The sequence below is a fragment of the Pseudomonas viciae genome, from assembly GCF_004786035.1.
In the GTDB taxonomy this organism is placed as follows: Bacteria; Pseudomonadota; Gammaproteobacteria; order Pseudomonadales; family Pseudomonadaceae; genus Aquipseudomonas; species Aquipseudomonas viciae.
The window spans coordinates 4,433,258-4,459,627 of sequence record NZ_CP035088.1 but is presented as its reverse complement, the minus strand read 5'-3'; the positions used below and the strand labels follow the sequence as shown (position 1 = coordinate 4,459,627).

General features: G+C 55.0%; 29 protein-coding genes. 19 read left to right on the top strand and 10 right to left on the bottom strand.

Annotated elements, in window-relative coordinates:
* The first annotated feature begins 21 nt into the window (after positions 1–21).
* Positions 22–666, top strand: a complete 645-nt coding sequence (locus EPZ47_RS19395; protein WP_135846286.1) for a hypothetical protein — start codon at positions 22–24, stop codon at positions 664–666.
* A 304-nt stretch (positions 667–970) separates the two neighbouring features.
* Here EPZ47_RS19395 and EPZ47_RS19390 read toward each other — a convergent pair whose 3' ends face one another.
* Positions 971–1,807 (bottom strand): hypothetical protein, encoded by an 837-nt coding sequence (locus EPZ47_RS19390; protein ID WP_238346663.1) that lies wholly within the window; start codon positions 1,805–1,807, stop codon positions 971–973.
* A gap of 389 nt (positions 1,808–2,196) precedes the next feature.
* On the opposite strand from EPZ47_RS19390, the gene EPZ47_RS19385 reads away from it, so the two are divergent.
* Positions 2,197–2,562: a transposase gene (locus tag EPZ47_RS19385; RefSeq protein WP_272949230.1), complete on the top strand. Its 366-nt coding sequence runs from the start codon at positions 2,197–2,199 to the stop codon at positions 2,560–2,562.
* A gap of 1,688 nt (positions 2,563–4,250) precedes the next feature.
* Here the strand turns inward: EPZ47_RS19385 and EPZ47_RS30900 are convergent.
* A complete protein-coding gene (locus EPZ47_RS30900) occupies positions 4,251–4,580 on the bottom strand; it encodes an aegerolysin family protein (protein WP_135848039.1) in 330 nt (109 codons plus the stop codon).
* A 356-nt stretch (positions 4,581–4,936) separates the two neighbouring features.
* Positions 4,937–5,215: a hypothetical protein gene (locus EPZ47_RS19360; protein ID WP_135846282.1), complete on the bottom strand. Its 279-nt coding sequence runs from the start codon at positions 5,213–5,215 to the stop codon at positions 4,937–4,939.
* 453 nt (positions 5,216–5,668) lie between these two features.
* Here EPZ47_RS19360 and EPZ47_RS19355 point away from each other — a divergent pair, with 453 nt between their 5' ends.
* The 4 genes from EPZ47_RS19355 (at position 5,669) to EPZ47_RS19335 (ending at position 9,608) form a co-directional block, all read left to right on the top strand.
* Positions 5,669–6,349, top strand: a complete 681-nt coding sequence (locus EPZ47_RS19355) for a hypothetical protein (RefSeq protein ID WP_135846281.1) — start codon at positions 5,669–5,671, stop codon at positions 6,347–6,349.
* 246 nt (positions 6,350–6,595) lie between these two features.
* On the top strand, positions 6,596–7,141 hold the full coding sequence (locus tag EPZ47_RS19350; RefSeq protein WP_135846280.1) for a DUF4410 domain-containing protein: 546 nt from the start codon (positions 6,596–6,598) through the stop codon (positions 7,139–7,141).
* A gap of 59 nt (positions 7,142–7,200) precedes the next feature.
* Complete coding sequence (locus EPZ47_RS30135) at positions 7,201–7,350, top strand: hypothetical protein (protein ID WP_158296370.1); 150 nt, start codon at positions 7,201–7,203, stop codon at positions 7,348–7,350.
* Positions 7,351–8,438: 1,088 nt separating this feature from the next.
* Positions 8,439–9,608: an alpha/beta hydrolase gene (locus EPZ47_RS19335; protein ID WP_238346660.1), complete on the top strand. Its 1,170-nt coding sequence runs from the start codon at positions 8,439–8,441 to the stop codon at positions 9,606–9,608.
* Positions 9,609–9,753: 145 nt separating this feature from the next.
* On the opposite strand, the gene EPZ47_RS19330 is transcribed toward EPZ47_RS19335, so the two are convergent.
* Entirely contained in the window at positions 9,754–10,638 is an 885-nt protein-coding gene (locus EPZ47_RS19330) for a LysR substrate-binding domain-containing protein (protein WP_135846278.1), read from the bottom strand.
* 106 nt (positions 10,639–10,744) lie between these two features.
* Between EPZ47_RS19330 and EPZ47_RS19325 the strand changes: the two genes are divergently transcribed.
* Positions 10,745–11,194, top strand: a complete 450-nt coding sequence (locus EPZ47_RS19325) for a PACE efflux transporter (protein ID WP_135846277.1) — start codon at positions 10,745–10,747, stop codon at positions 11,192–11,194.
* A gap of 23 nt (positions 11,195–11,217) precedes the next feature.
* Here EPZ47_RS19325 and EPZ47_RS19320 read toward each other — a convergent pair whose 3' ends face one another.
* Entirely contained in the window at positions 11,218–11,418 is a 201-nt protein-coding gene (locus EPZ47_RS19320; RefSeq protein WP_135846276.1) for a hypothetical protein, read from the bottom strand.
* Between the two features lie 143 nt (positions 11,419–11,561).
* On the opposite strand from EPZ47_RS19320, the gene EPZ47_RS19315 reads away from it, so the two are divergent.
* On the top strand, positions 11,562–11,972 hold the full coding sequence (locus EPZ47_RS19315) for a hypothetical protein (protein ID WP_135846275.1): 411 nt from the start codon (positions 11,562–11,564) through the stop codon (positions 11,970–11,972).
* A gap of 147 nt (positions 11,973–12,119) precedes the next feature.
* Positions 12,120–12,488 (top strand): hypothetical protein, encoded by a 369-nt coding sequence (locus EPZ47_RS19310; protein WP_135846274.1) that lies wholly within the window; start codon positions 12,120–12,122, stop codon positions 12,486–12,488.
* Positions 12,489–12,570: 82 nt separating this feature from the next.
* Here EPZ47_RS19310 and EPZ47_RS19305 read toward each other — a convergent pair whose 3' ends face one another.
* A complete protein-coding gene (locus EPZ47_RS19305) occupies positions 12,571–13,077 on the bottom strand; it encodes a P-loop nucleotide/nucleoside kinase family protein (protein WP_135846273.1) in 507 nt (168 codons plus the stop codon).
* A 225-nt stretch (positions 13,078–13,302) separates the two neighbouring features.
* Positions 13,303–13,731: a DUF2628 domain-containing protein gene (locus tag EPZ47_RS19300; protein WP_135846272.1), complete on the bottom strand. Its 429-nt coding sequence runs from the start codon at positions 13,729–13,731 to the stop codon at positions 13,303–13,305.
* A gap of 350 nt (positions 13,732–14,081) precedes the next feature.
* Here EPZ47_RS19300 and EPZ47_RS19295 point away from each other — a divergent pair, with 350 nt between their 5' ends.
* The 3 genes from EPZ47_RS19295 to EPZ47_RS19285 all read left to right on the top strand — a co-directional run bounded on the left by EPZ47_RS19295 (position 14,082) and on the right by EPZ47_RS19285 (position 15,591).
* Positions 14,082–14,420 carry a hypothetical protein gene (locus EPZ47_RS19295; RefSeq protein ID WP_135846271.1) on the top strand — a complete coding sequence of 113 codons (339 nt, stop codon included), beginning with the start codon at positions 14,082–14,084 and terminating at the stop codon, positions 14,418–14,420.
* A 155-nt stretch (positions 14,421–14,575) separates the two neighbouring features.
* Entirely contained in the window at positions 14,576–15,286 is a 711-nt protein-coding gene (locus EPZ47_RS19290) for an AzlC family ABC transporter permease (protein ID WP_135846270.1), read from the top strand.
* Complete coding sequence (locus tag EPZ47_RS19285) at positions 15,283–15,591, top strand: AzlD family protein (protein ID WP_135846269.1); 309 nt, start codon at positions 15,283–15,285, stop codon at positions 15,589–15,591. Before EPZ47_RS19290 ends, EPZ47_RS19285 begins: the two co-directional genes overlap by 4 nt.
* A 53-nt stretch (positions 15,592–15,644) precedes the next feature.
* Here the strand turns inward: EPZ47_RS19285 and EPZ47_RS19280 are convergent, their stop codons facing one another.
* The gene (locus EPZ47_RS19280) at positions 15,645–15,851 is read right to left on the bottom strand and encodes a hypothetical protein (protein WP_135846268.1); all 207 of its coding nucleotides are present in this window, start codon (positions 15,849–15,851) and stop codon (positions 15,645–15,647) included.
* A 251-nt stretch (positions 15,852–16,102) separates the two neighbouring features.
* Positions 16,103–17,314, bottom strand: coding sequence for an MFS transporter (locus EPZ47_RS19275; protein WP_135846267.1), 1,212 nt, complete (start codon positions 17,312–17,314; stop codon positions 16,103–16,105).
* A 128-nt stretch (positions 17,315–17,442) separates the two neighbouring features.
* On the opposite strand from EPZ47_RS19275, the gene EPZ47_RS19270 reads away from it, so the two are divergent.
* A complete protein-coding gene (locus EPZ47_RS19270; RefSeq protein ID WP_135846266.1) occupies positions 17,443–17,952 on the top strand; it encodes an anti-virulence regulator CigR family protein in 510 nt (169 codons plus the stop codon).
* A gap of 133 nt (positions 17,953–18,085) precedes the next feature.
* Here EPZ47_RS19270 and EPZ47_RS19265 read toward each other — a convergent pair whose 3' ends face one another.
* A complete protein-coding gene (locus tag EPZ47_RS19265; protein WP_135846265.1) occupies positions 18,086–19,930 on the bottom strand; it encodes a sigma-54-dependent Fis family transcriptional regulator in 1,845 nt (614 codons plus the stop codon).
* Positions 19,931–20,351: 421 nt separating this feature from the next.
* Here EPZ47_RS19265 and EPZ47_RS19260 point away from each other — a divergent pair, with 421 nt between their 5' ends.
* The 6 genes from EPZ47_RS19260 (at position 20,352) to EPZ47_RS19235 (ending at position 26,350) form a co-directional block, all read left to right on the top strand.
* On the top strand, positions 20,352–21,446 hold the full coding sequence (locus EPZ47_RS19260) for an ABC transporter ATP-binding protein (protein WP_135846264.1): 1,095 nt from the start codon (positions 20,352–20,354) through the stop codon (positions 21,444–21,446).
* Positions 21,446–22,555, top strand: a complete 1,110-nt coding sequence (locus tag EPZ47_RS19255; protein WP_135846263.1) for an ABC transporter ATP-binding protein — start codon at positions 21,446–21,448, stop codon at positions 22,553–22,555. Before EPZ47_RS19260 ends, EPZ47_RS19255 begins: the two co-directional genes overlap by 1 nt.
* Entirely contained in the window at positions 22,552–23,418 is an 867-nt protein-coding gene (locus tag EPZ47_RS19250; protein WP_135846262.1) for a carbohydrate ABC transporter permease, read from the top strand. The genes EPZ47_RS19255 and EPZ47_RS19250 overlap by 4 nt, the downstream gene beginning before the upstream one ends.
* A 10-nt stretch (positions 23,419–23,428) precedes the next feature.
* Entirely contained in the window at positions 23,429–24,229 is an 801-nt protein-coding gene (locus tag EPZ47_RS19245) for a carbohydrate ABC transporter permease (protein WP_135846261.1), read from the top strand.
* Positions 24,230–24,239: 10 nt separating this feature from the next.
* Complete coding sequence (locus EPZ47_RS19240; protein ID WP_135846260.1) at positions 24,240–24,512, top strand: DUF2160 domain-containing protein; 273 nt, start codon at positions 24,240–24,242, stop codon at positions 24,510–24,512.
* Between the two features lie 95 nt (positions 24,513–24,607).
* A complete protein-coding gene (locus tag EPZ47_RS19235; RefSeq protein ID WP_135846259.1) occupies positions 24,608–26,350 on the top strand; it encodes an ABC transporter substrate-binding protein in 1,743 nt (580 codons plus the stop codon).
* Positions 26,351–26,370: the final 20 nt, after the last annotated feature.

Here is a 26,370-nt window from a genome sequence, read left to right as displayed (position 1 = left end):
GGCGCACATAAGGACATGGTCATGCGGGTTGTCACTTCCGTAACTTTTCTTTCTATAGCACTTGCTGGTTGCTCTGGAATACCTTCAGTTCCATACGAGGAGCCTGCTCAATCAGAGGGAATGGCGCGTGTTCGCGTTATCACGAACTCCGATGTGTATGGAGACAGCATCGTCGGCAGTTGTGCTCCTGCTACCCGCCATAAGATGGCTGAAGCCGGACGTTTCGGGTCGGATGGTACGGCGAGCATCAACTATCCGCAGTATCCCCTGAAGTCGGCGAGCATTGGCATACCGAAAAGAGTTTGGCCCAGTCTTATCCAGTACATCCCTGCAATTCGGATGGGGGAAGGGGCTTACAAAGAGGTCGTAACCGAGTATCGCGTTAGGGCGGATCTGCCATTCCAAATTGCAACCCTGGGCGCGACCATTGCGGGCAACGGCAGCTCTTACCGGACCTGTGGTGGCCAGGCGTTCGTTTACAAGCTGGAACCAGGGAAAGACTACGAAGCAGTGGTAGGGGTGGATGGCAGACCAAGCAAAGATGGCGAGCCAGCGCTAATTTGCATGTTGGCGGTTCTCGAACTTACCACTTTGCCTGGCACTTCGATTGTGATTCCCCAAAAGCTGACGCATGCTGCGCCTCCGCAGGCGGTCTGCAAAAACTAATAAGCACAGCCCGTCATCGAGCGGGTTTTGCGTCTAGCAGAAACGAGAAAGCCCCGACTTAGGTCGGGGCTTTTGCGTTGCGGCGGATAAAGATAGGGCGACCTCAGGTTGTGGGCGAACACGTCCTGAAGCCACCAGATCGTAGAACCGGCCTGCAAGCCAGCCAAGGCCCTCCGCTGCGCGAGCGAGCAGGGGGCGGTACCGTGGTTCTCCTTTCAGAAGGAAAACGGGGATAGGTCACGATTATTAGATGGGCCGATTACAAGTGAGCTCAAATCGTGGTCTGTCCCCAGCTTCTGTGGCCTTACTTGTCGCTTTTACGGATAAGCGTGGACTCGAAGCGGTGGGTTCCTTTGATGAACGTTATTTGCTTAAGCGTCCCGTCTTCGTTGATAGCAATCACGTTCGGTGTCTTGGACTTATGATAGGGGTGGTCATAGAGGTCGGGCTTATTGCTGTAGGCGAAGGCGGTAAAGTGAAGACCGTCGCTTTTCCAACTAACACCGTTGAACAGGTAGACCCAGTTCTCGCTGTTTGATTGATAGAGATATGCGTCGCTGCCTTTGTCCCTACGGACCTCAAGCTGGACATCCCCTTGCTCATTTGCCCACTGGCCGATGTATCGGTTCAGGTCGGTGTGTGGAGGTACAGTAGGCGCGGGAACGAAATCCTTCACTTGGTACGGAGACTTCCTGGCCTCTTCGGCAGCGTCTACTACGTACGAAGCGCACAATGGGGCGATTTTTTGCACCTTCTGATAGCTAAAGATCAGGGGGTAGCCTGACAGCGTCATGCTCAGGCGCATAGCAGTCGGCGTCAGCGAAAGAATCTCAAGATCGAAGGTATCGTTCGGCGACTCGATATGGATCGACTTACCGTCATGAGCAAGGGTGTACTTGGATACTTCAACCTCCCCTTGGACGTTTGGCTCGGTGCAGTTAAATGAATGCAATGCCACTGTTCCATCTGGTAGATATTCCGCTACGTTGGCGATGCCGTTGCGTAGGGGCGCCATTGCCCAGGCTCCTAGAAGAGCCGTGTGGTCGGCTTTCGCCGATGAACCGGCCGCAGGATCTGATGCTTGCATTGCATGAGCGCCCAAGGACAGGGCGGCGAAAATCAAGGGGTAAAGCTTCTTCACTGAGTACTCTTCCATAGTGGCGTAAAAGACGTTCCTGGGCCGAAACGCACACCCCATTTTGCATGAGTTGTACGCTTGAAAAGCGGGGCCGTTCGATGTTCGGTTTTCCACTGTGTCGGTAGAGCCAATGTCATCTTTAGTCTCGACAGCAGGCCCGGTAAGCGTATCGGTAATGAGGTGGCCTGATTACAGGCGAACTGAAGAAAACGGGGACAGACCACAATTATGAGACGGACCGATTAGAAGGGCCAAAAATTGTGGTCTGTCCCCGGTTTCCCATGAAGGCCAATGTGGTGGTCATCCAAGCGCTCGAGGCGCAGATCGCCGAGCTAGACGCGCGACTGCTTCAACAGGCCAAGCTATGACCTGAATATTTGTTGCTAAAAACGATGCCAGGCGTGGGTGAAGTACTGGCAACGATCATCATGTTGGAAACCGGTGACATAGACCGTTTTGCAGACGTCGGCAACTTCGCCTCTTACGCTCGCTGCGTAAGAAGTGCGCATTACTCCAACGGAAAAAAGAAAGGTGAAGGCAACGCAAAAAATGGCAACGCTTACCTCATTTGGGCTTTCATTGAAGCAGCCAATTTTGCCCGGCGTTTCAGTGACGATGCCAAACGATTTTTCGAGAAAAAGAAAGCCAAGACAAACAGCGTGGTCGCGACCAAAGCACTGGCTCATAAATTGGCGCGTGCGAGCTACCACATACTTAAGGAGAAACAGCCTTTTGACGCTAAACGCTGTTTCGCCTGAAGGGCGAGTTAGGTGATGGCCGGCCAACCAAAAGGGGACTGGGCATGGACCACGAAATCCGAGTGGCGCCCGACCATCACCGCCTGAGTGTGTTGTAACCGGGTCGTCCGCCAAGTGAGCCAGTTGAGACTGGACGTGCGTGCCACGCGCGAGCCACAGTTCTGTGACACGTTTTGGACACATTGACGGTACCAACGTTTCTCTGGGGCAGTTCACTGCCAGGGCGGTGCGTGTTGTGTTGCTACCGCTTGATCCATATGGGTGTCAGGCACGACTCGGTCGTAGCCATTGATGAGAAAACGGGTACGACGGGTTCAACCGAGCAGGTTGAGACAAAGGGAAACCCTACAGTTAAAAGCTGCAGGGCGAGTTGGCTTTTAGCCTTGACTTGAGACCGGCTAATGGGTGTCCCCTTTTTAGTCCCCTTTTAGCAGCCCGCTACTTCCCATCCCGGGCTGAGGCCGGCGACAACGTACGTGGCGCCTTGGATACGATCGGCGAGAACGCCGGGCATATCAAACAAGGCTTGGCCAGACTCCGGGCTCAAGGGCTGATTTGATTGACTCAGGAGCAGCAAGCTACGACAAATAATCATAAAAATTTAATGGCAATGAAGCTTTTTATCTATATCCGAGCTGGGCAGAAATAGAAATCATTTGGTGCAGATGTTCCTTATAGCCAAATCAAAGAAATAAAAATTTTAAGATTTCGATTTAATATCAAAGGGCTATTATTCGGCCTTTATTAAATAAATATCCTCGACTAGATTATGTTTTGTTGGTACTCACCAACAACTACTCAGGAAGAGGAAATTGCTATGAGCGATTGTACCTGCAAAGAGCATAACAAGTCGTCATCCAGCGAGCATGTGGCTGATTATTCTGTAGTCGGGTTCGGGGCAAAGGCTGGTTCACCTCCCCAGTTGGATGGCGTTCTAGCTCTGAAATTGTCGGTGTGCGTTGGGGCCAGTTATAATCAGGCCACCAATCAGATCTGTTTTACAATCCCTGTATATGGAGATTACTGTCTGACCTCACCGGTTTCAATTCCGGTAAGCGGCCAGCTCAAAGTCTGCGCTGAAACATGCGGTTCTTTCATACCCACAGGTCTGAAAGCGACCGTCTATCTGAACGGAACTGTTCTGTTCACGGCGACACTGTTTGGCGCCTGTTAAAAAATAAGTTTTAAACAGTAAAGTCCGAAGGGATACTGTTATCAGTAGCTCTTCGGTCTTTGTATATTTATAGCTGTCAGTCGGCCGAATCACCATCAGTAAAAAGGGGACATATGTATCTATTGCCTCGCTGCGCTGAGAGCTTTCATCGAATGGATTTGCTTGGGTCAACTAGCTGCCGGCTAGAAAATAAATCCGTCCCCTTTTCCCAGCGAAGTGCCTGCCATCTCCAGCGCCGGCGGCGTGGTTCATGGAAGAACAAGAGCCCAACTTGCCCCTGCGCATGCTCAACGAATTGTCGCCATCACGAGTGATGGCGATCAAGGATTGATCGCTCTGGCGGTGCGCCAAGCCTATGTAAAAGAAGAGTCCGCGACAAAGTAAAAGAGCGGCCAGCCTAGGTGCGTCAACATCCATGCTGGCCACCGAACGACAAATTATCCCTGGAAGCCCCGCAAAGTTGATCTCTGCATACAGTAGAGGACAATAATCCATTGATAGTTGATTGCAATCATTACTCTTCTATTTCATATCCAAACTTCATGATTACTGATAAAGTTGTGCCGCCGCCGGCTGTAGGTGTTTGTGGTTGCCAAACAATATTCCCGTCTGGGTTTTCTGGCTTATTATCATCGCTTGAGCTAGGGATGCACGTATTTTCCGCCCCTGCTGCCCAAGGTACATTCCAGGATACTTTTACCCATCTGTCATCTTGGCCATAAATGGAATAAGTAATAGAGCCCTCCGTACCAGAGGACGTATTATCCCTGCCTTGAGCGACTAAGACTTGAATTGTTGTTTTGGGCGGGACTTGAGCTACAGGGCCGGTATCGACTCTTCCCAGTCGAAGCTTATGTCTTTATAAATGAGAGTTTTAGTTTTGGAATCATTAACATAGTTAGGTAGAATTTTTCAGATGCGCCCATGATAAAAATCTCCAATTGCATCAGAGTGAAGTACTGTTGTTTTCTATTGCTCGCTGCCAAAAGATGATAATGGTTATGAAGTCATGAGGGGTTTCTCCTCCCTGGAGATAATATTTAATGATAGTGCTGCAATCCTTTTGCAGTTATCATTTTTCCTTTAGCAAATAACAACCTGTTGCGCCGCCTGAGGAATTGCATTTGTAGGCGTATGCCTCTGGTTCTGACGGCCATACTTTGAATGTAAGGGCGTCATTCAAATTGTTTGGAAGATTAATTAATTGTATTTCGGATGATTTATGATCAAGAAAGCCATCCCGGAAATCGGAGAAGGCGTCTGCTTGCGTTGGTTTTTGTCTGGAGGTTGTTGTGTGGGCAGGAGGTCAAAATAGCAGTCAAGGGTATTGGCAATGCGCTTGAGGCGAATTTTCTTGCGAAAGACATATGCTTGCTCCTTTTGATAGGCTTTTGGATTATGGTGACAATCCACAAACGGGGTGACTAACCAACCTCGTTGTTTTTTGTAACCATCCAAACTTTGCCAGTATTGCTCCATTCAAACTTTGTCCAGAATGACTCCATTTTATTTACGCTACATTCTGGGCTTTTCAACAGTCTTCATGACTATAGATCCGAATAATTGACTGTCAAAGCTGGTGGGTTGAAGCTGGGGAGGGATAAGACGAACGGTAGGACAGTCCTGTCTGGGAGGGGATTGTGTTCGGTCGGCAGGACGCCGTGGAGGGGAAAGCACTGTAGGAATGTCCAACGCTAACTTTCTGATTCTTATAGGGAAATCTTGCTGTTTTGACGCTGGATCTGGGTGTTTTCATTTTTTCAATAGGTTATGTCTTCTCCCCGAAATTCCTGGATCTGTCCGAATTTCACTGCTTCAAGCTCCCGACACCCCCTGGACGCATACTCTCGCACCGCTGGCGTTCGAAAGGACGTAGCTCACCATATGATGGCAATTGGGTGGCATTATTAGGTCTCACCTAAGGAGAGACGCATGCAATTTTTACAAAAGGAAAAACGCCATTACTTGACTGACGAATTCATAGGCACGGACGAGGGGTGCGGCATATTCATACCGGCCAACAAAGCGCTCTATGGCTTTGTGCGAGAGAATCCCAGTCATACAGATCACGCGCAGGTGGCTTCAAAGGCGCTGATCATTGGCCGCAGCCTGGCTGCATCGGTCGAGCGCCGCAAAAAGGGCGACGAGGACGACGAGGATGGTTATGAAGGCTCCACGGGAGGCTTTTATGAGCGGTTGGCTAAATCTATTTGCAGCTCGGATGTAGGTTTGGAAGCGTCCTTTCTCCCGGCGGGGGAGCGGCTTGCTGGATCTGTCTGTACGGCGGTGAACAAAACGCATTCCCGGCTCTGCGAGGCCATCAGTGCCGTCACTAATAAGGACGCGAGCAGCTTCGCTTCGAAGTATCTGCACTTCCATTTTCCGACTCTGTTTCCAATGGTTGATTCGCGAGCCAGGGAGGCGCTGAAGTGGATCGCGAATGAGGAGGGGCTGGTTTTCGCGCCGACCACGGCGGGTATGTCAAAAAACTATGCGACTTACATAGACTTCTACATACGCGTTCGTAGTCTGTTCGAAGAAGAACTTGGCCGGGAAATCAGCCTTAGGCAGATGGATAATATTCTGCTTAATCGCTACGACAACTGGGTTTAGTTACCACTTAAAACCCGCTTCGGCGGGTTTTTTGAGAAAGCAAGAGAACGGGTTTACCGTTGCGGTCCCTTAAGTGCGGAAGGCCGTTTTTATCGGAGCATCTGGAGCGCTAAGGTCGTCTTGTGGGGCTCTGTCTCGTAGTGGCGAAGTAATGGTGCTAAATTCTGCGCATTTCAGGTGTGCGCTCGTCTGGCTCGGCGGGAATCTCTACTCTGTCTCAACCCATTTTATGGATATGGAAATTCAATGAAAAAAACCAAGCTCTCGATTTCGTTGTCTAGCGCCGTTGCCATTTTGATGCTGAGCGGATGCGCTGCCTCTGTGAAAAGCGGTGGAACTGAAATGCTGGTCATCCAGGAGTCAGCCAAGCAGAACCTGGTCGTGAATCTCCAAGGAAACAGCAAGGTTCAACAAAACGAGGACTGGCCTCGCTTGAAGCGCGAATGGAGTGACGCTCTACAAGTTGAAGCGACTCGCGCCGGTTACAGCCTTACAGAGGGCCAGACATCAGGCCCTGAGGGTAAAGACGGTGTTCGTATCAAGATCAACGTGACCAATTTCCGTTACCTCACCCCGGGCGCACGCTACGGAGCCGGGGTCATGGTAGGAAATGCATGGGTCAACTCCAGCGCAGATTACTCGGACTTGAAATCAGGCCGCCTGATTGGAACTCGGACGTATGACACGTCGTCGTCTGCTTGGGAGGGCGTCATGTCGGCTATGACCCAAGAGCAGGTTCAGGCCATTTCTCAGAAAATCATAAGTGACATCAAGAGCGCAAAGGCCAAGTAGTCGGATCCTGGAGAACCAGCTCCGGTGCCGGGGCTGGCGTCGATCTGACGCACGTTGCCGTGAAATTTTCGGAAAACGGGCGGGAAGAGGAGGCCATCGAACTGATGGAGATCGCCGCCAGTTTTCAGGAAGTCGTGGATCGATTTGGTTGCTATGCGAATGATGTCATGAACGGACGAATAAAGCAGGCTGCGGAAGAGCACGGATGACTCAATGGAAAGCACAGGGGTTTTGGAGCAAAGCTTGGATCAACTAGCTGCCGGCTAGAAAATAAATTCGTCCCCCTTTTCCAGCGCATTCCGGGCCAAGTCCTATAAGTTAGCGCTCTGTGGGTGATAACCTACGAGTACTTCTATAAATGATATTGGATACCGTTATGAAAAGCTGTTTGAGGACGCTCGGAGCTAGCTTCGCTAACAGCATAGTGATCCCCGCCGCTTGGTTATCGGGGCTTGCGACGATAGGACTCTTGTGGGGCGTGATAGAGTTTTCGCCCGGTAAGCTTACAGTCGAAGGACGTCAGCTCTTCCTGGCTTCTGTTTCTATTTTTTTTCTCGCCATATGGCACTTGATACGGCGCAAGAGACGAGCAAAAGCACTTGTAGCATCCATCAACCTAAAAGAAGGTCTGAGCCTTGACGATACTCAGCTGCTCGGCTATCCAAGCCCCATATTTCTTGCTTTTGACCTCTCCAACAAGAAACTCGCTCAATGCCAAAGCGCCACCGGCGACTATCAAATTCGAGACTTCACGTGGGTAACAGGATGGCAGTGTGAGTGGCAACGGATTGACAGCAGGGTGTCGGGCGGGGTTCTTCAAATAGTCGATGGGGCGGGCATGAGCGTTCCAGCCGATGAGATTCGGCGTAGATTCATAGGATTCTCACTGGTTTTGACGGTTGCCGATACAAGTCATCCTCCCCTCCGTTTTCCAATGAACCGGAGCGTAGCTGAAGGGTGGTGTACCCGGTGCAATGTACTTTTCAAGTGCTGAACACGAAGCTTCACACTAGAAGGTAATTATCTTTAGCAGGGAACCGGGGGACAGACCACGATTATGAGTTCATCTGGAATCAGTGCATCCCACAATCGTGGTCTGTCCCCGGTTTTGTGTCCCCGGTTTTGAAAGTGATCATGAGTTCAAATCAAAGTCTGTCCCGATCTCCTCATCGTCACTCGCCTTATGGGCCGCGGATGCAGGGAAAACGCGGGCAGGTCTGTTTATCATTGAGATAAAAATGTGGATTGTTTCCTGTTTTGCTACTCGAGTTAAATAAAATCAAAGGATGGAAGGGTAATGAAATTTTCTGTGTTAGGTATTATCTGGCTTCTATCATTCAGCTTGTTTTTTGCCGGGTGCGCATCTTCAGTTTCGTTTCAAACGCCTGCTTCCAGTTCTGGGGAGTTATCTTATCCAGCACCGGATCCTATCGAAGCTGCACAGCGGGTTGAAGTTTTTTCGACAGTGAAGGTCAGCTATGCAACGAACAGAAGAAAAGGTCCGGATGGCGGTCTATTAGCTGAGCTGAATGTGTCCGATGCCCCCCTGTCTTATGGTCAGGAGACCGTTCTGATTCCTCTTGAAAGGGATGTAGGGAGTTTTAAAGATTCGCATAGCTCCACATTTAAAGTGTTAATGAGGTTTGGGGTTGTGGATGATCAGGATGATCCCATTATTACCTTGCTGAATGACAAATCACTAACATTGTCTGAGGCTGACTTCTTTAAGCAGTTCAAGTCAACGAATGCTGTTAAAAGCGGCGATGTATTGCTTTTTGTACATGGCTTTAACGTAAAGTTTGAAGACGCTGTTAAGCGTGCAGCTCAGGTTTCCTATGATATTAATCCTGATTTGCAACCTGTAGTGTTCAGTTGGCCTTCTATTGGGGATCCATTGAAGTACAATCGCGATTTCGGTAGGGCGCTGGACTCCATTGATGACTTCGAAAAATTTATGTTAAAGCTGGCGGCCTCTACGCAGGGAAAGAGAATTCATATCCTGGCGCATAGCATGGGGTCAAAAGTAGTCATTCCTGCACTGGGCAAGCTCTACTCCTCTCATTCAAAGCTATTGGACAAGAAATTGGGTAATATCATACTGGCTGCACCTGACTTTCCCAGGGAGACGTTTATTTTAAAATATAAGGCTGCGTTTAGTAAGTTTGGTCGCGCAACAATTTATATGTCGTCGGAGGATAAGGCGCTCAGAGTTTCCTCTAGCACCTATCTTGCTGATCGAGAAATGCTTGGCTTTAGTGGCTCTGACGGTTTTTTCTTTCCCGGAATTGACTCTGTTGATATAACTCATGCGGGAGGGGTTGATGATCTTCTTGGCCATTCAAAGTATGGTAGTTCGGCTCGTGTACTAGTGGATATGCACGATATGATCGGGAGTAATTTGAGGGCCAACAAAAGAAAAGGTTTTATCGTTGTGCCTCCTTACAAGTATTTTTTTCTACAGCCGTAGTGCTTTTGGGGCCTGGGGGCGTGGGTAGACTACGATGATTAGAAAGTCATAACGTCTAGACCCGCAGAGTCTAAACAGTCCACTGGCTAACGGCGCACCCGAGGCTGCCTGCGTCCCGATTCGTCGGGGCGCAGGCAGAACCCGTTCAACCAATACTCTGTTCCAACAACCACTCACTAAAAGCCCGTACCTCCAGTTGCCGCTCCCGCCCCGGCACACACACCACCGTATACCGAGCACCCACCAAGCGAACCTCAGGCCGATAGCCAACCAGTTCCCCACGCACAACAGCCTCAGCAACCAGCACATTGCTCGCGAGCACCAACCCGTGCCCGGCAATCGCCGCCTGCAGCGCATGTTGTTCCTCGTCATATCCCCGGAACCGCGCATTATCCAGCCAGCCCAAGGTGCCGGCCTTGGCGCACCATGCAGGCCAGTCGACCGCCACCTTTGCGCTGCTCAGCCACGGCACGTCGATCAATTCGATGGGCGAGCCCGCTATGGGCGGTTGCCAACCGGGGCGGCAATAGACGCCAAAATACTCGTCCAGCAACGGCTGCTCGAACAGTTGCGGATCGGGCGTGAACAGGGCGCGGATCGCCAGGTCGATGCTGGCGTCACGCTTCAGGTCCACCACGTCGTTGCTGCTGTGCAGGCTGACGTCGATGTCCGGGTGCAACCGATGAAAATCCCCGAGCCGCGGTATCAGCCACAGGCTGGCGAATGCCGGTGTCGTGCTCACCACCAGGGACTGTGCAGCACACGGCGGCGACAGCACCTGCAGGCCATGTTGGATATCCAGCAGGGCGCGGTGCATGAAAGGTTGAAGGCGCTCGCCGTCGGCGCTCAGGCGCACGTTTTGGCTGGAGCGTTCGAACAGTCGTACGCCAAGGAAGGCTTCAAGGCTTTTGACTTGGTGGGAGATCGCCGCCGGGCTGACATTCAGTTCCTGGGCTGCTGCCTTGAAGCTGCCTAGTCGTGCGGCAGATTCGAAGCCGCGCACGGCGGTGAGAGGCAGTTTGGCGAACATGGGCGAGTAGGTTACTCAGGTTGAGCGTGGCTCAATTTAGCTCAATTGTGCGCGGGCGCTCAACTTGCCACGCTGTGGTCTTCCAATCCAACCCAGGAGCCCACCGATGCAAGGCACGCCCCGTAAAATCCTCCAGGCCATACTCTACGAAGCTGGCGGCGTGCTGTTCGTGGCACCGGCGCTGGCGCTCACCTACGGCCAGGGTATGGGCTATTCAACCTTACTGTCGCTGGTGATTTCTGCTGTCGCGCTGGCCTGGAACATGCTCTTCAACGGCCTGTTCGAGTGGTGGGAACGTCGCCAGCGCAGCCGCCATCGTAATTGGCTGCGACGACTGCTCCACTCCCTGGGATTTGAAGGCGGCTTGACGCTGATTCTTACCCCGGTGATTGGGGCGTGGCTAGGCATCAGCCTGTGGCTGGCACTGGTGACCAACTTGGGGCTGTTTGTGTTTTTCTTCTTTTACTCGCTGGTTTTTCAATGGGGGTTTGATCGAGTGTTTGATGTTCCGCTTTCGGCGCAATCTGGTCAGGGGCCTTTATCCAACGCCCCATGAATCAGTTGCATAAGCTGTAATCTTTAATGAAGAACTCTTCGGCTTTCTCCAATCCGGATTCGATCGAGTGCCCTGTTTAACGCATCTAAGGCATCGAGGAGGGCTTTGGCCTCAGCTTCTCGACCATCGCCCCAGAGGCGCTCGGCCATTTTGTTCAGTGCCTGGATAGAGCGCTCGATTTCAGCAGCAGTCGCCGCTTTGGTTTCCTGATGTTTTTTTGGCATCGATTAGCACTTTGTCAGGGCATTGGTTAATGAGCGTCAGCGCGAGTTCACCAGGCGCTCTATTCCTGGCCGGAAGTCGTTACAATTAGGGCCAGCGCGGGCATTCGCAACGCACCGCATTCATTTGATTAAGGAAGCACTACGTGAAACGGAATTTCTCCCTGGCCCTTGTCGTCCTGGCAACAACGCTCGGTGGCTGCGCCGCCAACACGCCAGCCAATGATCCATCCTTGATTGGTTCATGGAAAGGTCTGCGGGCGGAAAACGGCAAATGCCAGTTCCTATCCTGGAAAAATAACTTCAAGCCCGACGGTCGCTTCACCATCACTTTTTTCCGGGATGCCCAGCAGACCCAGCCGATTCAAACCGAACATGGCACCTGGTCTGCTGCCAATGGCAAGAACGAATTGAGAACCGATGGTGTGCGTTTGCCTGATGTCTACACCTACAAGTTGATCAACGCCGACACGGTGCATTACGTCAATGTGGCGTCAGACCCTTCCGGCGATTGCCAGGAAGATTATGACTTCACTGAGCGCCGCATTCGTGGTTAGACCCATTTGACATGAGATTGCCTTATCGACGACGTTTTTTGTGCAAGAGACATCCACTCGTTGGCCTGAGCCTGTTTGATCTTGCGTGAATAAATGAGGCTGGTAAGGTGGCGCCTCGTTTAAATCAGCATTCTAGAGGGATCTCTTATGCACTCATTTTTCGCCAAGACTTTTGGCGGTCTGACTACCAGCTACTACATCCGCCAGTTTCTTTTTGGGCTGCTGTTCACTGTGATGATTATCTCCCTGGCGGCTAACAGCCCTGGAGGAATCGGCGCGAAGCCTGGGCTGATTGTGTTGGCGATCATCAACACTTTGCTGTATCCGTACTCTCGATTCGTCTACGAAAGCGTTGTCGGCTACATCATGGGCAACAATGTTTTTTTCGTGAATGCACTGTTCATGCTGATAGTGAAGGTTTTCACCATGGCGATGTGCTGGTCGTTCGCGATTTTTGTGGCGCCGGTGGGACTGGCGTACCTGTTCTGGCGCAACAGCCGTTCGGCCGTTGAATAGGTCAATCGCTCAACGCGTTTGCAGTTGAAAATGGGTGTGAGCAACGTCTTTTGACGTGCCCGTTTCCTTAAGTCCCCCTTTTTCAGTCCCCGGATAAAAATCGTCTGCTGATCAGTTCTACTGCATCCGACGGAGATATCAGGGCTGTGTCTATGTTGAAGGGGGCGTTATCCCACGCCTCATATTCATGATCCAGCACAGACTTCCAAGTGGGGGGCGTCAGCCCGGGAATATCAATTTCCCGGGTTTCTACCCGCCGCTGGTGTTCACGTTTATCAGAGCAAATCACCTGGATATTCACCAATGGAACACCCGCGCGCGTGGCGATTTCGCTCCAAGCCTTTCGGCTTTCGATGACGGGATTAACACAGTCAACGATAACCGTGCTGCCGAAACGAAGATTACTCAGGGCAAGCTCATAAGCGACCATGTAGCCGCTGCGTCCCACGTCTTGTGCCAGGGCTCCGGAATTGCGGATAGCCTGCTCAATCGTATCGATTCGCAGGTATACAGCACGTGTTCTGTTGGCAAGATCACTTGCGATAGTCGTTTTTCCGGTCCCCGGAAGGCCGCTGAAGACAACGAGCATCCTATGTCCTTTGGTGAGTGAGTTAACCTAGTCTAGGTGGTTGTCGATTATAGGTTCAGCCGGGGCGCCCATGCGCTGTTCCGCCCGTATACCGATGGCCCTAACGGGTGTGAGGGGCGGTCAGCTTTTTTGTGGGAAACAGGAAGGCTTTGAAACCGCGATTCAGAAACAGAAAGCCCGCACACTCATGACGAGGTGCGGGCTTTTGATTAGCCATGCCTGTAATCAGAAACGCATGCCCTGGAACGGATTCCAGCTTTGTTCGCCTTTCACTTCTTTGAGGTAGTACGAGTAGTTGGCGATGAGCGCATAGGTCATGGAGAAAGCAACACCCAGGCCGGTGCTCAACGGTCTGGGGAAGTCCATGCCCAAGATCGCAAAAATCACACTCAGCACGATATTGATCGTCAGCATGATGCCGAGCAGGGCGAGGTTTTTCTTCCAGAGACCCAGGACGAACAGGTAAATGGGGCCGAAGAAGAACGCAATCACGTTAGCGTTAACCAGCAGTTTTTTCTTGAAACCTGGCAGCTCCTTGATTGCGACCTTGTATCGTGGGTCGCTCGGGGCACCGTAGGTGTCAAAGAAGTTAAAGCGTTCTTGCCATTTGGCACTGTATTTACCGCTGCTTTGCACTTGTTCATTCGTGCTCATTTTTGCTGCTCCTGATATTCCATGAGGTGATGTTTGTTCTTCCGAGATGTCCTGTATTGCTGTTTTTATTAGTTTTTTTGGCGAGCGGATTGTATAGGTTTATTGCAGGGCGGGCTCACGCAGATTTCCTGATGTATTTGCCCGTGCGCTTTATAAGCGGTTACGTGAAAAAATACCGTACTGGCGGCTTAAGCGGCCATCGGATCTGTGACGTGCATCACTCTGTCCTGCGGATTCGGGCGCAAAGACTTCAGGCTGGATAAGGGCAGGCCCGCATGCCGATCCGATGGCCGCCCTTAAACCCTCTGGATCAGCCGTGTAAACTGTGGGCTCAATCAAGGAGTTGTCGAATGTCTTTAGTAAGGATCGCTAGCCTGTCCCTCTTGCTGAGCGCGTGCGGATTTACCGGTAGTGTGCTCGCCAATCAAGCCGTTGAAACCCATCGTCTTGCCGTAACGCTTGTGGCGATGGAGCATCTCTGCAATAAGGCAAACCCGGGATTAAACGGGTCTGTCGAAAATGCCATGGCCAGCGATCCCAGCATAGACGAACCGACCAAGGCTGAAGTCCGAAAAATAAGTTCAGACCCTGCCTACAAAGGCGAAGTCGAATTTATGATGCAGTCCCTCAACAACTCGGGCTTGGCAACGATGGCGCAGGATCTCTGCAAAAGCTACGCGGCCAAGTAGTTCGGCGCCCTTGGCGAGTTTCTTTAGCTATCGTCCATGGGCAAATATTCAAGCCCGGGTGCTGCGCGAATCCTTGTCATTGGTTTTCGCGATCCTGCGCCAGTTCGCATACCGTGGGCCTTTTACACTGCGGCAATATTAGAAGAGGCGATGTCTTGTCGAACGTTGAAACGCATCTGCATGAGTTAAAGCTGCAACACATCGTTGACGGCTTCAGACAGTTAATCCCCATTTCTCTTTTCGTCGTCGTGTTCGGCGTCGCTTTCGGCCTGGCGGCTGCGCAAACCGGCTTGAGTGATACGTCGGCCGTGCTCATGAGCACGCTGGTTTTTGCCGGCGCGTCTCAATTTGCCGCGCTGGATCTGTGGGGGCAGCAAGTCCCCGTCGTTCCGCTGATGATCACGGTCTTCGCCATCAACGCCCGGCATCTGTTGATGGGCGCGACACTTTATCCGTGGCTGCGGGAGTTGCCCGTCGCCAAACGCTACGGTGTCATGCTGGTTGTCTCGGACGCCAACTGGGCCATGGCGATGCAGGCATTCAATCGTGGCAAGCCGGGGCTCGGGATTTTATTCGGCGGCGGCATTGCCCTCTGGGTCACTTGGATCCTGGGTAGTTGGCTGGGGCTTCATTTTGGCAGCGCCATTGAGAACCCGGTCAGCTTCGGGCTCGATATGGTGATGGGCTGTTTCTTGTTGGCGATGGTCGTGGGTGGGAAGAAGAACCTGCGCATGTTCATCATCTGGACCGTGGCGGCCTGCTCATCGCTGCTGGCCTACTGGTATTTGCCGGCGAACAGTCATGTCGTGGTTGGCGCTTTGGCGGGGGGCGCTCTGGGCGCGCTGTGGATGGAGAAACAACAATGAATATTGAAACGGCGGGTTATGGCACGTTGCTCGTCATCTTGATCATGGCCGTCGTGACATTGGCAACTCGGTGGGGCGGTGTTTTCGTGATGTCGTTCGTGCCGATCAACTATCGGGTGCAGCAGTTCATCACGGCCATGTCCGGTTCGGTGTTGGTGGCGGTTCTGGTTCCGATGGCTGTTAAAGGTGACAACGGCGCACGGTTGGCGTTGTTGACCACGGCAATCGTCATGTTGCTCCTGAAAAAGCCGCTGCCTGCGATTGCGGCCGGCATACTGGCTGCCGCGTTAGTCAGGCATTTTTAAGGCGTCAAGTCGCCCGCTCACAAGCGGGCGATGAGTTCCAGTCAACATCCGGGTTAAAAGCTCAGGGCCGCGGTCTCCCCAAATGAGTGATCCTGAACCGCAGCCATGAAGTGCAGCGGCATCTGCGGTTTCGCCTCAAGGGGCGGAATTTCGAAACTCCCCACTACTTGACCGTGAAGCGCACTCAGCCGTATCGACTCTTCTTCCTTTGCCTTTGCCATTCTCGCGTGGTTCGCTGCGATTTCGTTGAGAGTTGACACGGTACATCTCCATTGGCTGACTAAGCATTGATAAAATTGCCGCCGCGTCAGAATTACGTCGTTCTTGGCTGCTAACACAGGCCAGTGCAAACCCTAAGCCAGACGTGGCCGCCTATCAGGTGCTACGTTTAACAGGCGACGAGTGGTGGGGCTGCATGTCCATGAACGCCCGGAAAGACGTTCAGCGCCGGCAATGTTTCAACCATGCCTCAACAATAAGTCACTGATAATACAAACTCGGTGAATGCCGCTCAGTCAGCGTCTGTGCCGTAGATCTCAGGCCCGGTTGACGCCTTTCCATGCAATACCACCACGCCAATACCGATTACGCTGGTGGCGAACGCCAGCAGCAGAATCAGCTGCTGTGTTCCCACAGGCGCGGCCAGCACCGCGACCAGCAGGCCCGCCAGTGGTTGCGACAGGTTGTTGAGTAGCGTAATGACGCCAACGGTCTTGCCGAAATCCTGGGGTGGGATGACTTGTTGGCGCAACGTGCGGAAGTAGACGTTGAACATCTTGTCGAAGCCGACGATCAGCAGGAAACCGACGGCATAACCCCATGTGCTCGGGCTGAACGCGGTGATGAAAGCGCCAGCGGCGATCAGCGTATAGGACAGCGCTCCCAGGACTTTCAACGGCAAGCTCACCCGCGCCAGGAAGAACAGAATGAGGATGGTGGTCATCGCCCCGGCCGCCTGTAACCCGGCGTAGTAATCCTTACCGGCGCTGTATTGGCCGATCACCATGGCGGCCGAGGTGGCGAGGGTGACGCCGATGATCAGGTTGACGCCCACCGCCAGGCCGATGATTTTTTTCAGCTCCGCCAGGCGGCGGATGTGGCCGAAGGCGATGCGCAGCGGCTTCAGCCAGACATCGTGATGCTGCTCGAAGGTTTCCAGCGTGACCGAGCTGGTGCGTTGCCAATAGACCATGGCCAGGTCCGCCAGCAGGAACAGTCCGGCAATCGCCAGCACCACCCAGTGCCACGCCCACACTTCGAGCATCAATGCGGCGATCAGCGGGCCCAGCACCAACCCGGTCTGGTCGGCTATTTGCGAGTAAGCGAGGGTCTTGGTGTAGGTGTAGTGCTTGAAGATGTAAGGCATCACCACTTCACGCGCCATGATGCCTTGGGTGGTCAACACGCCGCATAGGGCCGAGAGCGCCACGATCCAATAGATACCGCCGAAGACGCCATAGAGCACGACCGCCACGCCGCAGGCGACAGCGCGATAGACCTGGCTGATGTGCAGGATACGAATGGGCGGGAATTTGTCGCACAGCGCGCCGCAGATCGGAAACGATAAATAGCGTGGCAGCGATTCGACGAAAAACGCCAGGCCCGCCCAGGAAACGCTGTTGGTGGTCTGGAAAACAATCAGCGGAACGATGAACAGCAAAATCTGATCGGCCAACCGGGAGAGGAACATCGAGACGAAAAAAGCCAGGTAATCCTTGCGCATGGAACTCCTTGATTGCGGGTTGAAAGTATCGTCCTGTCTGGCAACGACGCACAGCGTGATATGGAACTAATATCACCCATAGTCTCTATATCTTTACAGGGGAACATCCCCTCTTTGAGAGAACTGCCATGTTTAAATCGCGCTCGTTGATTGCTGCAGTGACCTGTTTCGCCCTGGCGGCGGGCCCTGGGATTGTTGTCGCGGACCCGGGCAACGGCAAGGGAAACGCTCAATTCGATCAAGGCCCCGGTCAGGGACAGGGAGGCAAAGGCGGGCAGGGCAACAAGGGGGGAGGGCAAGGCAATCCTGGCAATAAGGGTAACCAGGGTGGCAAGGGCAATCCGTCCGGTGGCGATTGGCACAACGGCCCGAGCATTGATCGTGGCGGCATTATCGGCCTGCTTGGTGGCCATCGTGATTATTGGAGCCCCGGCCCGCCGTTGCCACCGGGTATCCAGAAGAACCTCGCCCGGGGCAAGCCGCTGCCCCCAGGCATTGCCAAGAAGCTCGACGGGCGCCTGTTGGGGCGGTTGCCGCACTACGATGGTTATGAGTGGCGGCAGGCGGGCACCGACCTGATCCTGGTGGCGATCGCCAGCGGCATCATCTATGAAGTGCTCAACGGTGCGTTCGATTGACCCGGTGTTTCAACGAAATGGCAGCCTCTTCGGAGTAGTGCCTCTCAGTTGAGAAACGGAACTTGTGGGAGCGGGCTTGCTCCCACAGTTTTTCCGAGTTGTCTCAGGTATCGCATTCACCACAGGTTTCGTATCAGTTTTCCAGTTGGCGCAGGCGTTTGTACAAGGTATTGCGGCTGACCCCCAGTCGTCGCGCCAGGTGCGAAATATTCCCGCCCACCGCCTGCAACTGGCGGTTCAGATCTTCGACATCGTTCAGGTCCACGGTCAGTGGTTCGGGTGTTTCCACCGGCTCCATTTCAAGGTCGACGAAGAAATCGTCGGGTAGGTGTTCCGGGCGGATCGGTTGTTCCTCGGCCATCGCCAGGGCCACTTGCAACACGCTGCTGACCTGGCGCAGGTTGCCCGGCCACGGATGGCGTTCGAACAGATCCACGACCTCGCGGCTCAAACCGGCCCACTGGGTCGGTTCGCGATGGTGTTCCCAGAGGCGTTTGAACAGGGCCTGCTTGTCGCTGCGTTCGCGCAGCGGTGGCAGTTCCAGGGTCAAGCCGCCGATGCGGTAATACAAGTCTTCGCGGAACCGACCCAGCTGCACCTGTTCACGCAGCGAGCGGTTGGTGGCGGAGATGATGCGGATGTCCACCGGGAACAGCTCGGCGCTGCCCACCGGTTGCACGCAACGCTCCTGCAAGACCCGCAACAATCGAGCCTGGGTCGGCAGGGGCATGTCGCCGATCTCGTCGAGAAACAGCGTGCCACGGTCGGCCTTGCGGATCAGGCCGATGCTGCCCTTTTGGTTGGCGCCGGTGAAGGCGCCTTTTTCGTAGCCGAACAATTCCGATTCCACCAACTCGGCGGGAATCGCCGCGCAGTTGACGGCAATGAACGGCTGCTTGCAGCGCGAGCTCGCCTGGTGCAGGGCTTTGACGAACACTTCCTTGCCCACCCCGGTCTCGCCGTGGATCAGCAGCGGAATGTCCTTTTCCAGCAAGCGCTCGGCCTGGCGCACGGCTTTTTCCACGCGGCTGTCACCGAAGTGCAGGGTGTTGAGGCTGATGACGTGGCTGGCGGGGGCAGGCGCGGGTGATGGTTCGGCGAAGACCCGCGCCTTGATCGACACCTGGCTCGGGCGCCTGAGCACGCACTGGAAACGATTGCTTCCGGACGCTTGCAGGGCGAACGGCAGGCCGTCGGGTTGGTTCAGCAGCTCCAGCAACGAGACCTTGAACAGGCTTTCGATGCTGACCCGCGACAGGCTCAGGCCCAGCAGGTTGTCGGCGCGGCGGTTGGCGGACAGGACCTGGCCGCTCTCATCGAAGATCAGCAGCCCGGCCCATTGGCTGTCGAGGTTGTTCAAGCCGGTGTTGAAGGTCAGTTGGAAGTGTTCACCGCGAAACAGGTTGAGGATCAGCCGGTTTTCCACGGTCTGGCTCATCATCTTGACCATGCCCAGGGTGTGGGACGGCGGCAGGTAGCTGTCGCTGGAGACGTCCAGCACCGCGATGACCTTGCGCTCGGCGTCGAAGATCGGCGCGGCGGAGCCAGTCATGAAACGGTTGGCCTTGAGGAAGTGTTCATCGTGTTCGATGTGCACCGCCTGTTCACAGGCCAGCGCGGTGCCGATGGCGTTGGTGCCGGTGCAGCGCTCCCTCCAGCTCGCTCCGGCGCTGAAGCCATGGGCCAGTTTCGGCTCGATGAAGCGCTGGGTGCCCCAGGAGGTCAGCACCTGGCCCAGGTTGTCGGCCAGCATGATCAGGCAATTGGAGTTGCTCAGGATGTTCTCGTAATACGGCAGGACTTCCTGGTGGGTGGTCTGCACCAACGAATGCTGGCTCTCCAGCAACTGGGCGATGCCTTCGGCGGGCAACTGATCGAAGGCCGGCACGCTCTGATGGTTCAGGCCAAAGGCGCGGCAACGGGACCAGGAGGCCTGGATGATGGCCTCGTGGGACAAGGCAGGAGCAGGTGCGGCCATGGGGCACTCTCGCAGGAGCTGTTTTTATTGTTGTGATCAGTCTCGCACATCCTCCTTGTGCTGGGGCAAGCCTGAATACCACTTCATACACAGACCCTTGTGGGAGCGGGCTTGCTCGCGAAAGCGTTGGATCAGCAGCATTTATGTTGACTGACACACCGCCTTCGCGAGCAAGCCCGCTCCCACAGGATCGCTGCCAGGCTAACCGGAAACGTTCATTCAGTGTTGTTCAAATTTGTTCATTGTCAACCGAGGAATTGTTCAGTTGTTCATTCCTGCCTGTTCATTTGTGTTCATCAACGAATGCACTTTTTTGAATAAATAGAGAAAAAATTAATAAAATCAAAGGCTTGTGATTTATGGCACGGCTTTCGCTTTTAGACTCGGGTCGCTTGACTCCAAATAATAAAAAGGCCGAGCCATGTCATTAACGCTTGAGCACATCTGTCGCACCGTCGAAGGCCAGACCTGGATCGACGATGCCAATCTGAGTTTCGAACCCGGATCCTTCAATGTCCTGCTGGGCCGCACGCTGTCCGGCAAGACCAGCCTGATGCGGCTGATGGCCGGACTCGACAAGCCCGACAGCGGTCGCATCCTGATGAACGGCGTCGACGTCACCAAGCGCCCGGTGCGGCTGCGCAACGTGTCGATGGTCTATCAGCAGTTCATCAACTACCCGACCATGACCGTTTTCGAAAACATCGCCTCGCCCCTGCGCCAGGCCGGTGTGTCCGATGAGGTGATCCAGAGCAAGGTGCTGGAAACCGCGAGGATGCTACGGATCGAGAAATTCCTGCAGCGCCATCCGCTGGAATTGTCCGGTGGCCAGCAACAGCGCACAGCCATGGCCCGGGCGCTGGTCAAGGACGCCGAACTGATCCTGTTCGACGAGCCGCTGGTGAACCTGGACTATAAGCTGCGCGAGGAACTTCGCCAGGAAATGCGCGAACTGTTCCAGGCCCGCCACACCATCGCCGTCTACGCCACCACCGAGCCCAACGAAGCGTTGGCGTTGGGCGGCACCACCACGATCCTGCATGAAGGGCGGATCATCCAGAGCGGCAAATCGTCCTCGGTGTATCACCAGCCGCAAACCGTGCTGGCCGCCGAACTGTTTTCCGAACCGCCGATCAATCTCATGCCCGGACGCATTGCCGGCAATGAAGTGAGCTTCGCCAATTTCGTGCACTTCCCGTTGAATGTCGACCTGCGCCCGGTGGGCGAGGGCGAGTTCCGCTTCGGTGTGCGCCCCAGTCATATCTCCCTGGTGCCCAGCAACGATGACGACCTCGAACTGGCGGTGACCGTCGAGGTGGCCGAGATCAGTGGTTCGGAGACGTTCCTGCACGTGCGCAACGAGCATTTCCTGCTGGTGCTGCACTTGCCTGGGGTGCATGAGTACGACGTGGACGCGCCGATCCGCATCTACATTCCGACCCACAAACTGTTTGTTTTCGATGCCCAGGGCAAGCTGGTCCAAGCCCCTGGCCAGCGTATCGCGAGGGTTGCCTGATGGCCGAAATTCGTTTGCAGAACCTCGCCCACAGCTACACCAGCACCCCGGCGGGCCCAGAGGACTACGCGATCCGTGAGATGAACCACATCTGGGAGCAGGGCGGTGCCTATGCACTGCTCGGGCCCTCGGGCTGCGGAAAATCCACTTTGCTCAACATCATTTCCGGATTGCTCAGCCCCTCCGAAGGCCAGGTGATGTTCGACAGCACTGTCGTCAACGACCTGACTCCGGAGCGGCGCAACATTGCCCAGGTGTTCCAGTTCCCGGTGGTGTACGACACCATGACGGTGTTCGACAACCTGGCGTTCCCGCTGCGCAACCAGGGCATGGCCGAGGCGAAGATTCACACCAAGGTGCAGGAAATTGCCGAGGTCCTGGACCTGCAGAGCCTGCTGGACAAAAAGGCCCGCAACCTTACCGCCGATGAAAAGCAGAAAGTCTCCATGGGCCGTGGGCTGGTGCGCGACGACGTGTCGGCGATCCTGTTCGACGAACCGCTGACGGTGATCGACCCGCACTTGAAATGGAAACTGCGGCGCAAGCTCAAGCAGATCCACGAGCAGTTCAACATCACCATGGTCTACGTCACCCACGACCAGTTGGAGGCGTCCACCTTCGCCGACAAGATCGCGGTGATGTATGGCGGCCAGATCGTGCAGTTCGGCACGCCTCGGGATCTGTTCGAGCGCCCGAGCCACACCTTCGTCGGTTACTTCATCGGCAGCCCGGGAATGAACCTGATCGAGGTCACGGCGCAGCCCGGAGGCGTTGGCTTCGGCTCGACTCATTTGCCCCTGTCCTCGACCTTGCAACAGCGCATTGTCGAGGCTCAAGGCAAGAGCCTGAAGGTCGGGATTCGTCCGGAATTCGTCCACGTCTGGGACGGGCCTTACGACGATGCGATGCGCGCCGATGTGGTCCACGTCGAGGACTTGGGCACCTACAAGATCCTGACCCTCAACCTCGATGGCGCGCCGCTGAAAGTGCGCCTGGCCGAAGACAAGCCGGTGCCCGAAGGCACGGCGTACATCAGTTTCCCGGCCCAATGGCTGATGGTTTATGCCGATGAATACTTGCTGGAACCATTGAGCGAGGTGCAGCCATGAACAAGGTGCAGAACAACAAGGCCTGGTGGCTGGTGTTGCCGGTGTTCCTGCTGGTGGCGTTCAGCGCCGTGATCCCGATGATGACCGTGGTCAACTATTCGGTGCAGGACATCTTCGACCAGTCCAGCCGGTACTTCGTCGGCGCCGACTGGTACCGGCAAGTGCTGCTGGACCCACGGCTGCACGACTCGCTGTTGCGCCAGTTCATCTACTCGGCGTGTGTGCTGCTGATTGAAATTCCCCTGGGCATCGCCATCGCCCTGACCATGCCGACCAAGGGTAAATGGTCGTCCCTGGTGTTGATCATCCTGGCGATTCCGTTGCTGATTCCGTGGAACGTGGTGGGTACCATCTGGCAGATTTTCGGTCGCGCCGACATCGGGTTGATGGGCTCGACGCTCAACGCCATGGGCATCAGCTACAACTATGCGGCCAACACCATGGACGCTTGGGTCACGGTGCTGGTGATGGACGTCTGGCACTGGACTTCGCTGGTCGCGCTGCTGTGCTATTCGGGGCTGCGGGCGATTCCGGATGTGTACTACCAGGCTGCGCGGATCGACCGGGCGTCCAACTGGGCAGTGTTCCGGCACATCCAGTTGCCGAAGATGAAGAGCGTGCTGCTGATCGCAGTGATGCTGCGCTTCATGGACAGCTTCATGATCTACACCGAGCCGTTCGTGCTGACGGGCGGCGGGCCGGGTAACGCCACCACGTTCCTCAGCCAGACCCTGACGCAGATGGCCATCGGTCAATTCGACCTGGGCCCGGCGGCGGCGTTTTCCCTGGTGTACTTCCTGATCATTCTGTTGGTGTCGTGGCTGTTCTACACCGCCATGACTCACTCCGACGCCAACCGTTGAGGCCCGCGCCATGAGCAAGAGAAAGCTGATACCACTGCTGATCTACATCCTGTTCCTGCTGGTGCCCATCTACTGGCTGCTGAACATGTCGTTCAAGAGCAACACCGAGATCCTCGGCAGCCTGACCCTGTGGCCCCACGATTTCACTTTCCAGAACTATAAGGTGATCTTCACCGACCCAAGCTGGTACACCGGTTACCTGAACTCGCTGTACTACGTGAGCCTGAACACGGTGATTTCCCTGGGCGTGGCGCTGCCGGCGGCCTATGCGTTTTCCCGCTACCGGTTTTTGGGGGACAAGCACCTGTTCTTCTGGTTGCTCACCAACCGCATGGCGCCTCCGGCGGTGTTCCTGCTGCCGTTCTTCCAGCTGTATTCGTCCATCGGGCTGTTCGACACCCATATTGCCGTGGCCTTGGCCCATTGCCTGTTCAACGTACCGCTGGCGGTGTGGATCCTCGAAGGCTTCATGTCGGGGGTGCCGAAAGAAATTGACGAGACCGCCTACATTGACGGCTACAGTTTCCCCAAGTTCTTCGCCAAGATCTTCATTCCGTTGATTGGCTCGGGCATCGGTGTCACGGCGTTCTTCTGCTTCATGTTTTCCTGGGTCGAATTGCTGCTGGCGCGCACGTTGACGTCGGTCAATGCCAAGCCGATCGCGGCGGTCATGACCCGTACCGTGTCGGCCTCCGGTATCGATTGGGGCGTGCTGGCGGCGGCGGGGGTGTTGACCATCCTGCCGGGCATGCTGGTGATCTGGTTCGTTCGCAACCACGTGGCCAAGGGCTTTGCCCTGGGCCGGGTCTGAGGAGTCGATGATGGAATGGATGAATTGGACCGCCCCCACGGCGGTGTTCTTTGGGGTCATTGCCTTGCTGCTGGCAGGCATGACCACGTGGGAACTGCGTTCGCCGAGTATCCCTCGGCGGGGTTTCCTGCCGATTGCCACCACCCGTGGCGATCGGTTGTTTATCGGTCTTCTCGGTAGCGCCTATCTGCATCTGCTGGTAGTTGGCGTTACCGACTGGAGCATCTGGATAGCGTTCGCGTTGTCCTTGGTGTGGCTGTTGGCAGTGATGCGGTGGGGCTAAGTGGTCTGTGTGGCTAATTCGAGTACTCAAATTAACCGTACAGGCCACGTCGAAGGTTCGACGACCAGGCTCTTAAACCCAAACAGGAGGTCTCTATGTTCGATAAAAACAATAAGCTGCGACATAGCGTTTCATTGGCAGCCGTGCTGGCACTCAGCGGGTTGAGTGCTTCGGCCTGGGCCGACGCCTATGAAGACGCCGCTAAAAAATGGATCGGCAGTGAATTCAAGCCGTCAACCCTGACAGCCGATCAGCAGCTCGAAGAACTCAAGTGGTTCATCAAGGCGTCCCAGCCGTTTCGCGGCATGAAAATCAACGTGGTGTCGGAAACCATCGCCACCCACGAATATGAATCCAAGGTGCTGGCCAAGGCTTTCAGCGAAATCACCGGGATCCAGCTGACCCACGACCTGCTGCAGGAAGGCGACGTGGTGGAGAAGCTGCAGACCCAGATGCAGTCGGATAAAAATATCTATGACGGCTGGGTCAACGACTCGGACCTGATTGGCACGCACTTTCGCTACGGCAAGACTGAATCGATCACCGACCTGATGGCCAACGAAGGCAAGGACTTCACTTCGCCGACACTGGACCTCAAGGATTTTATCGGTACATCGTTCACCACTGCGCCGGATGGCAAGCTCTATCAACTGCCTGACCAGCAGTTTGCCAACCTGTACTGGTTCCGCGCCGACTGGTTCGAGCGCCCCGAGCTGAAGGCCAAGTTCAAGGAAAAATACGGCTACGAGCTGGGTGTCCCGGTGAACTGGTCAGCCTATGAAGACATCGCCAAATTCTTCTCCGAAGACGTCAAGGAGATTGACGGCAAGCGCGTCTACGGGCACATGGACTACGGCAAGAAAGACCCATCCCTGGGCTGGCGCTTCACCGATGCCTGGTTCTCCATGGCCGGTGGCGGCGACAAAGGATTGCCCAACGGCTTGCCGGTGGATGAGTGGGGCATTCGTGTCGAAGACTGCCATCCGGTTGGTTCCAGCGTGACCCGCGGCGGCGATACCAACGGCCCCGCAGCCGTATTCGCCACCACCAAATACGTGGAGTGGATGAAGAAATACGCGCCACCGGAAGCGGCGGGCATGACCTTCTCCGAATCCGGGCCGGTACCGTCCCAGGGCAACATCGCCCAGCAAATCTTCTGGTACACCGCTTTCACGGCTGACATGACCAAGCCGGGCTTGCCTGTCATGAACGCCGATGGCACGCCGAAATGGCGCATGGCGCCATCGCCGCGCGGTCCATACTGGGAAGAGGGCATGAAGCTGGGCTATCAGGACGTGGGTTCCTGGACCTTCCTCAAGTCCACGCCTGAGAAGCAGCGATTGGCGGCCTGGCTCTACGCGCAGTTCGTGACGTCGAAAACCGTGTCGCTGAAGAAAACCATCGTTGGCCTGACGCCGATTCGTGAGTCGGACATCAACTCCCAGGCCTTGACCGACCTGGCGCCGAAACTCGGTGGCCTGGTGGAGTTCTACCGCAGCCCGGCCCGCGTGCAATGGACCCCGACCGGGACCAACGTGCCGGACTATCCACGGCTTGCACAACTGTGGTGGAGCCACATCGCCGAAGCTGCCAGCGGCGAGAAGACCCCGCAACAGGCGCTCGATGGGTTGGCCAAGGATCAGGACGCGATCATGACCCGTCTGGAACGCTCCAAGGCCCAGGCCACCTGCGCACCGAAAATGAACCCCGAGCGCGACGCGCAATACTGGTTCGACCAACCGGGCGCTCCAAAGCCGAAACTGGCGAACGAGAAGCCTAAAGGCGAAACGGTGAACTACAACGAGCTGCTGAAATCGTGGGAGGCGGCGCGTAAGTAAAACGGCATCTGCAATGAATG

Bases quoted from the DNA above. Each gene is read 5' to 3' on its own strand.
- EPZ47_RS19295 (WP_135846271.1), top strand. From the start codon at position 14,082: ATGTCTTTAGTAAGGATCGCTAGCCTGTCCCTCTTGCTGAGCGCGTGC.
- EPZ47_RS19355 (WP_135846281.1), top strand. From the start codon at position 5,669: ATGCAATTTTTACAAAAGGAAAAACGCCATTACTTGACTGACGAATTC.
- EPZ47_RS19320 (WP_135846276.1), bottom strand. From the start codon at position 11,418: ATGCCAAAAAAACATCAGGAAACCAAAGCGGCGACTGCTGCTGAAATC.
- EPZ47_RS19330 (WP_135846278.1), bottom strand. From the start codon at position 10,638: ATGTTCGCCAAACTGCCTCTCACCGCCGTGCGCGGCTTCGAATCTGCC.
- EPZ47_RS19255 (WP_135846263.1), top strand. From the start codon at position 21,446: ATGGCCGAAATTCGTTTGCAGAACCTCGCCCACAGCTACACCAGCACC.
- EPZ47_RS19275 (WP_135846267.1), bottom strand. From the start codon at position 17,314: ATGCGCAAGGATTACCTGGCTTTTTTCGTCTCGATGTTCCTCTCCCGG.
- EPZ47_RS19360 (WP_135846282.1), bottom strand. From the start codon at position 5,215: ATGGAGCAATACTGGCAAAGTTTGGATGGTTACAAAAAACAACGAGGT.
- EPZ47_RS19260 (WP_135846264.1), top strand. From the start codon at position 20,352: ATGTCATTAACGCTTGAGCACATCTGTCGCACCGTCGAAGGCCAGACC.
- EPZ47_RS19395 (WP_135846286.1), top strand. From the start codon at position 22: ATGCGGGTTGTCACTTCCGTAACTTTTCTTTCTATAGCACTTGCTGGT.
- EPZ47_RS19300 (WP_135846272.1), bottom strand. From the start codon at position 13,731: ATGAGCACGAATGAACAAGTGCAAAGCAGCGGTAAATACAGTGCCAAA.
- EPZ47_RS19235 (WP_135846259.1), top strand. From the start codon at position 24,608: ATGTTCGATAAAAACAATAAGCTGCGACATAGCGTTTCATTGGCAGCC.
- EPZ47_RS19245 (WP_135846261.1), top strand. From the start codon at position 23,429: ATGAGCAAGAGAAAGCTGATACCACTGCTGATCTACATCCTGTTCCTG.
- EPZ47_RS19310 (WP_135846274.1), top strand. From the start codon at position 12,120: ATGCACTCATTTTTCGCCAAGACTTTTGGCGGTCTGACTACCAGCTAC.
- EPZ47_RS19285 (WP_135846269.1), top strand. From the start codon at position 15,283: ATGAATATTGAAACGGCGGGTTATGGCACGTTGCTCGTCATCTTGATC.
- EPZ47_RS19350 (WP_135846280.1), top strand. From the start codon at position 6,596: ATGAAAAAAACCAAGCTCTCGATTTCGTTGTCTAGCGCCGTTGCCATT.
- EPZ47_RS19335 (WP_238346660.1), top strand. From the start codon at position 8,439: ATGAAATTTTCTGTGTTAGGTATTATCTGGCTTCTATCATTCAGCTTG.
- EPZ47_RS19325 (WP_135846277.1), top strand. From the start codon at position 10,745: ATGCAAGGCACGCCCCGTAAAATCCTCCAGGCCATACTCTACGAAGCT.
- EPZ47_RS19305 (WP_135846273.1), bottom strand. From the start codon at position 13,077: ATGCTCGTTGTCTTCAGCGGCCTTCCGGGGACCGGAAAAACGACTATC.
- EPZ47_RS19250 (WP_135846262.1), top strand. From the start codon at position 22,552: ATGAACAAGGTGCAGAACAACAAGGCCTGGTGGCTGGTGTTGCCGGTG.
- EPZ47_RS19270 (WP_135846266.1), top strand. From the start codon at position 17,443: ATGTTTAAATCGCGCTCGTTGATTGCTGCAGTGACCTGTTTCGCCCTG.
- EPZ47_RS19265 (WP_135846265.1), bottom strand. From the start codon at position 19,930: ATGGCCGCACCTGCTCCTGCCTTGTCCCACGAGGCCATCATCCAGGCC.
- EPZ47_RS19240 (WP_135846260.1), top strand. From the start codon at position 24,240: ATGGAATGGATGAATTGGACCGCCCCCACGGCGGTGTTCTTTGGGGTC.
- EPZ47_RS19385 (WP_272949230.1), top strand. From the start codon at position 2,197: ATGCCAGGCGTGGGTGAAGTACTGGCAACGATCATCATGTTGGAAACC.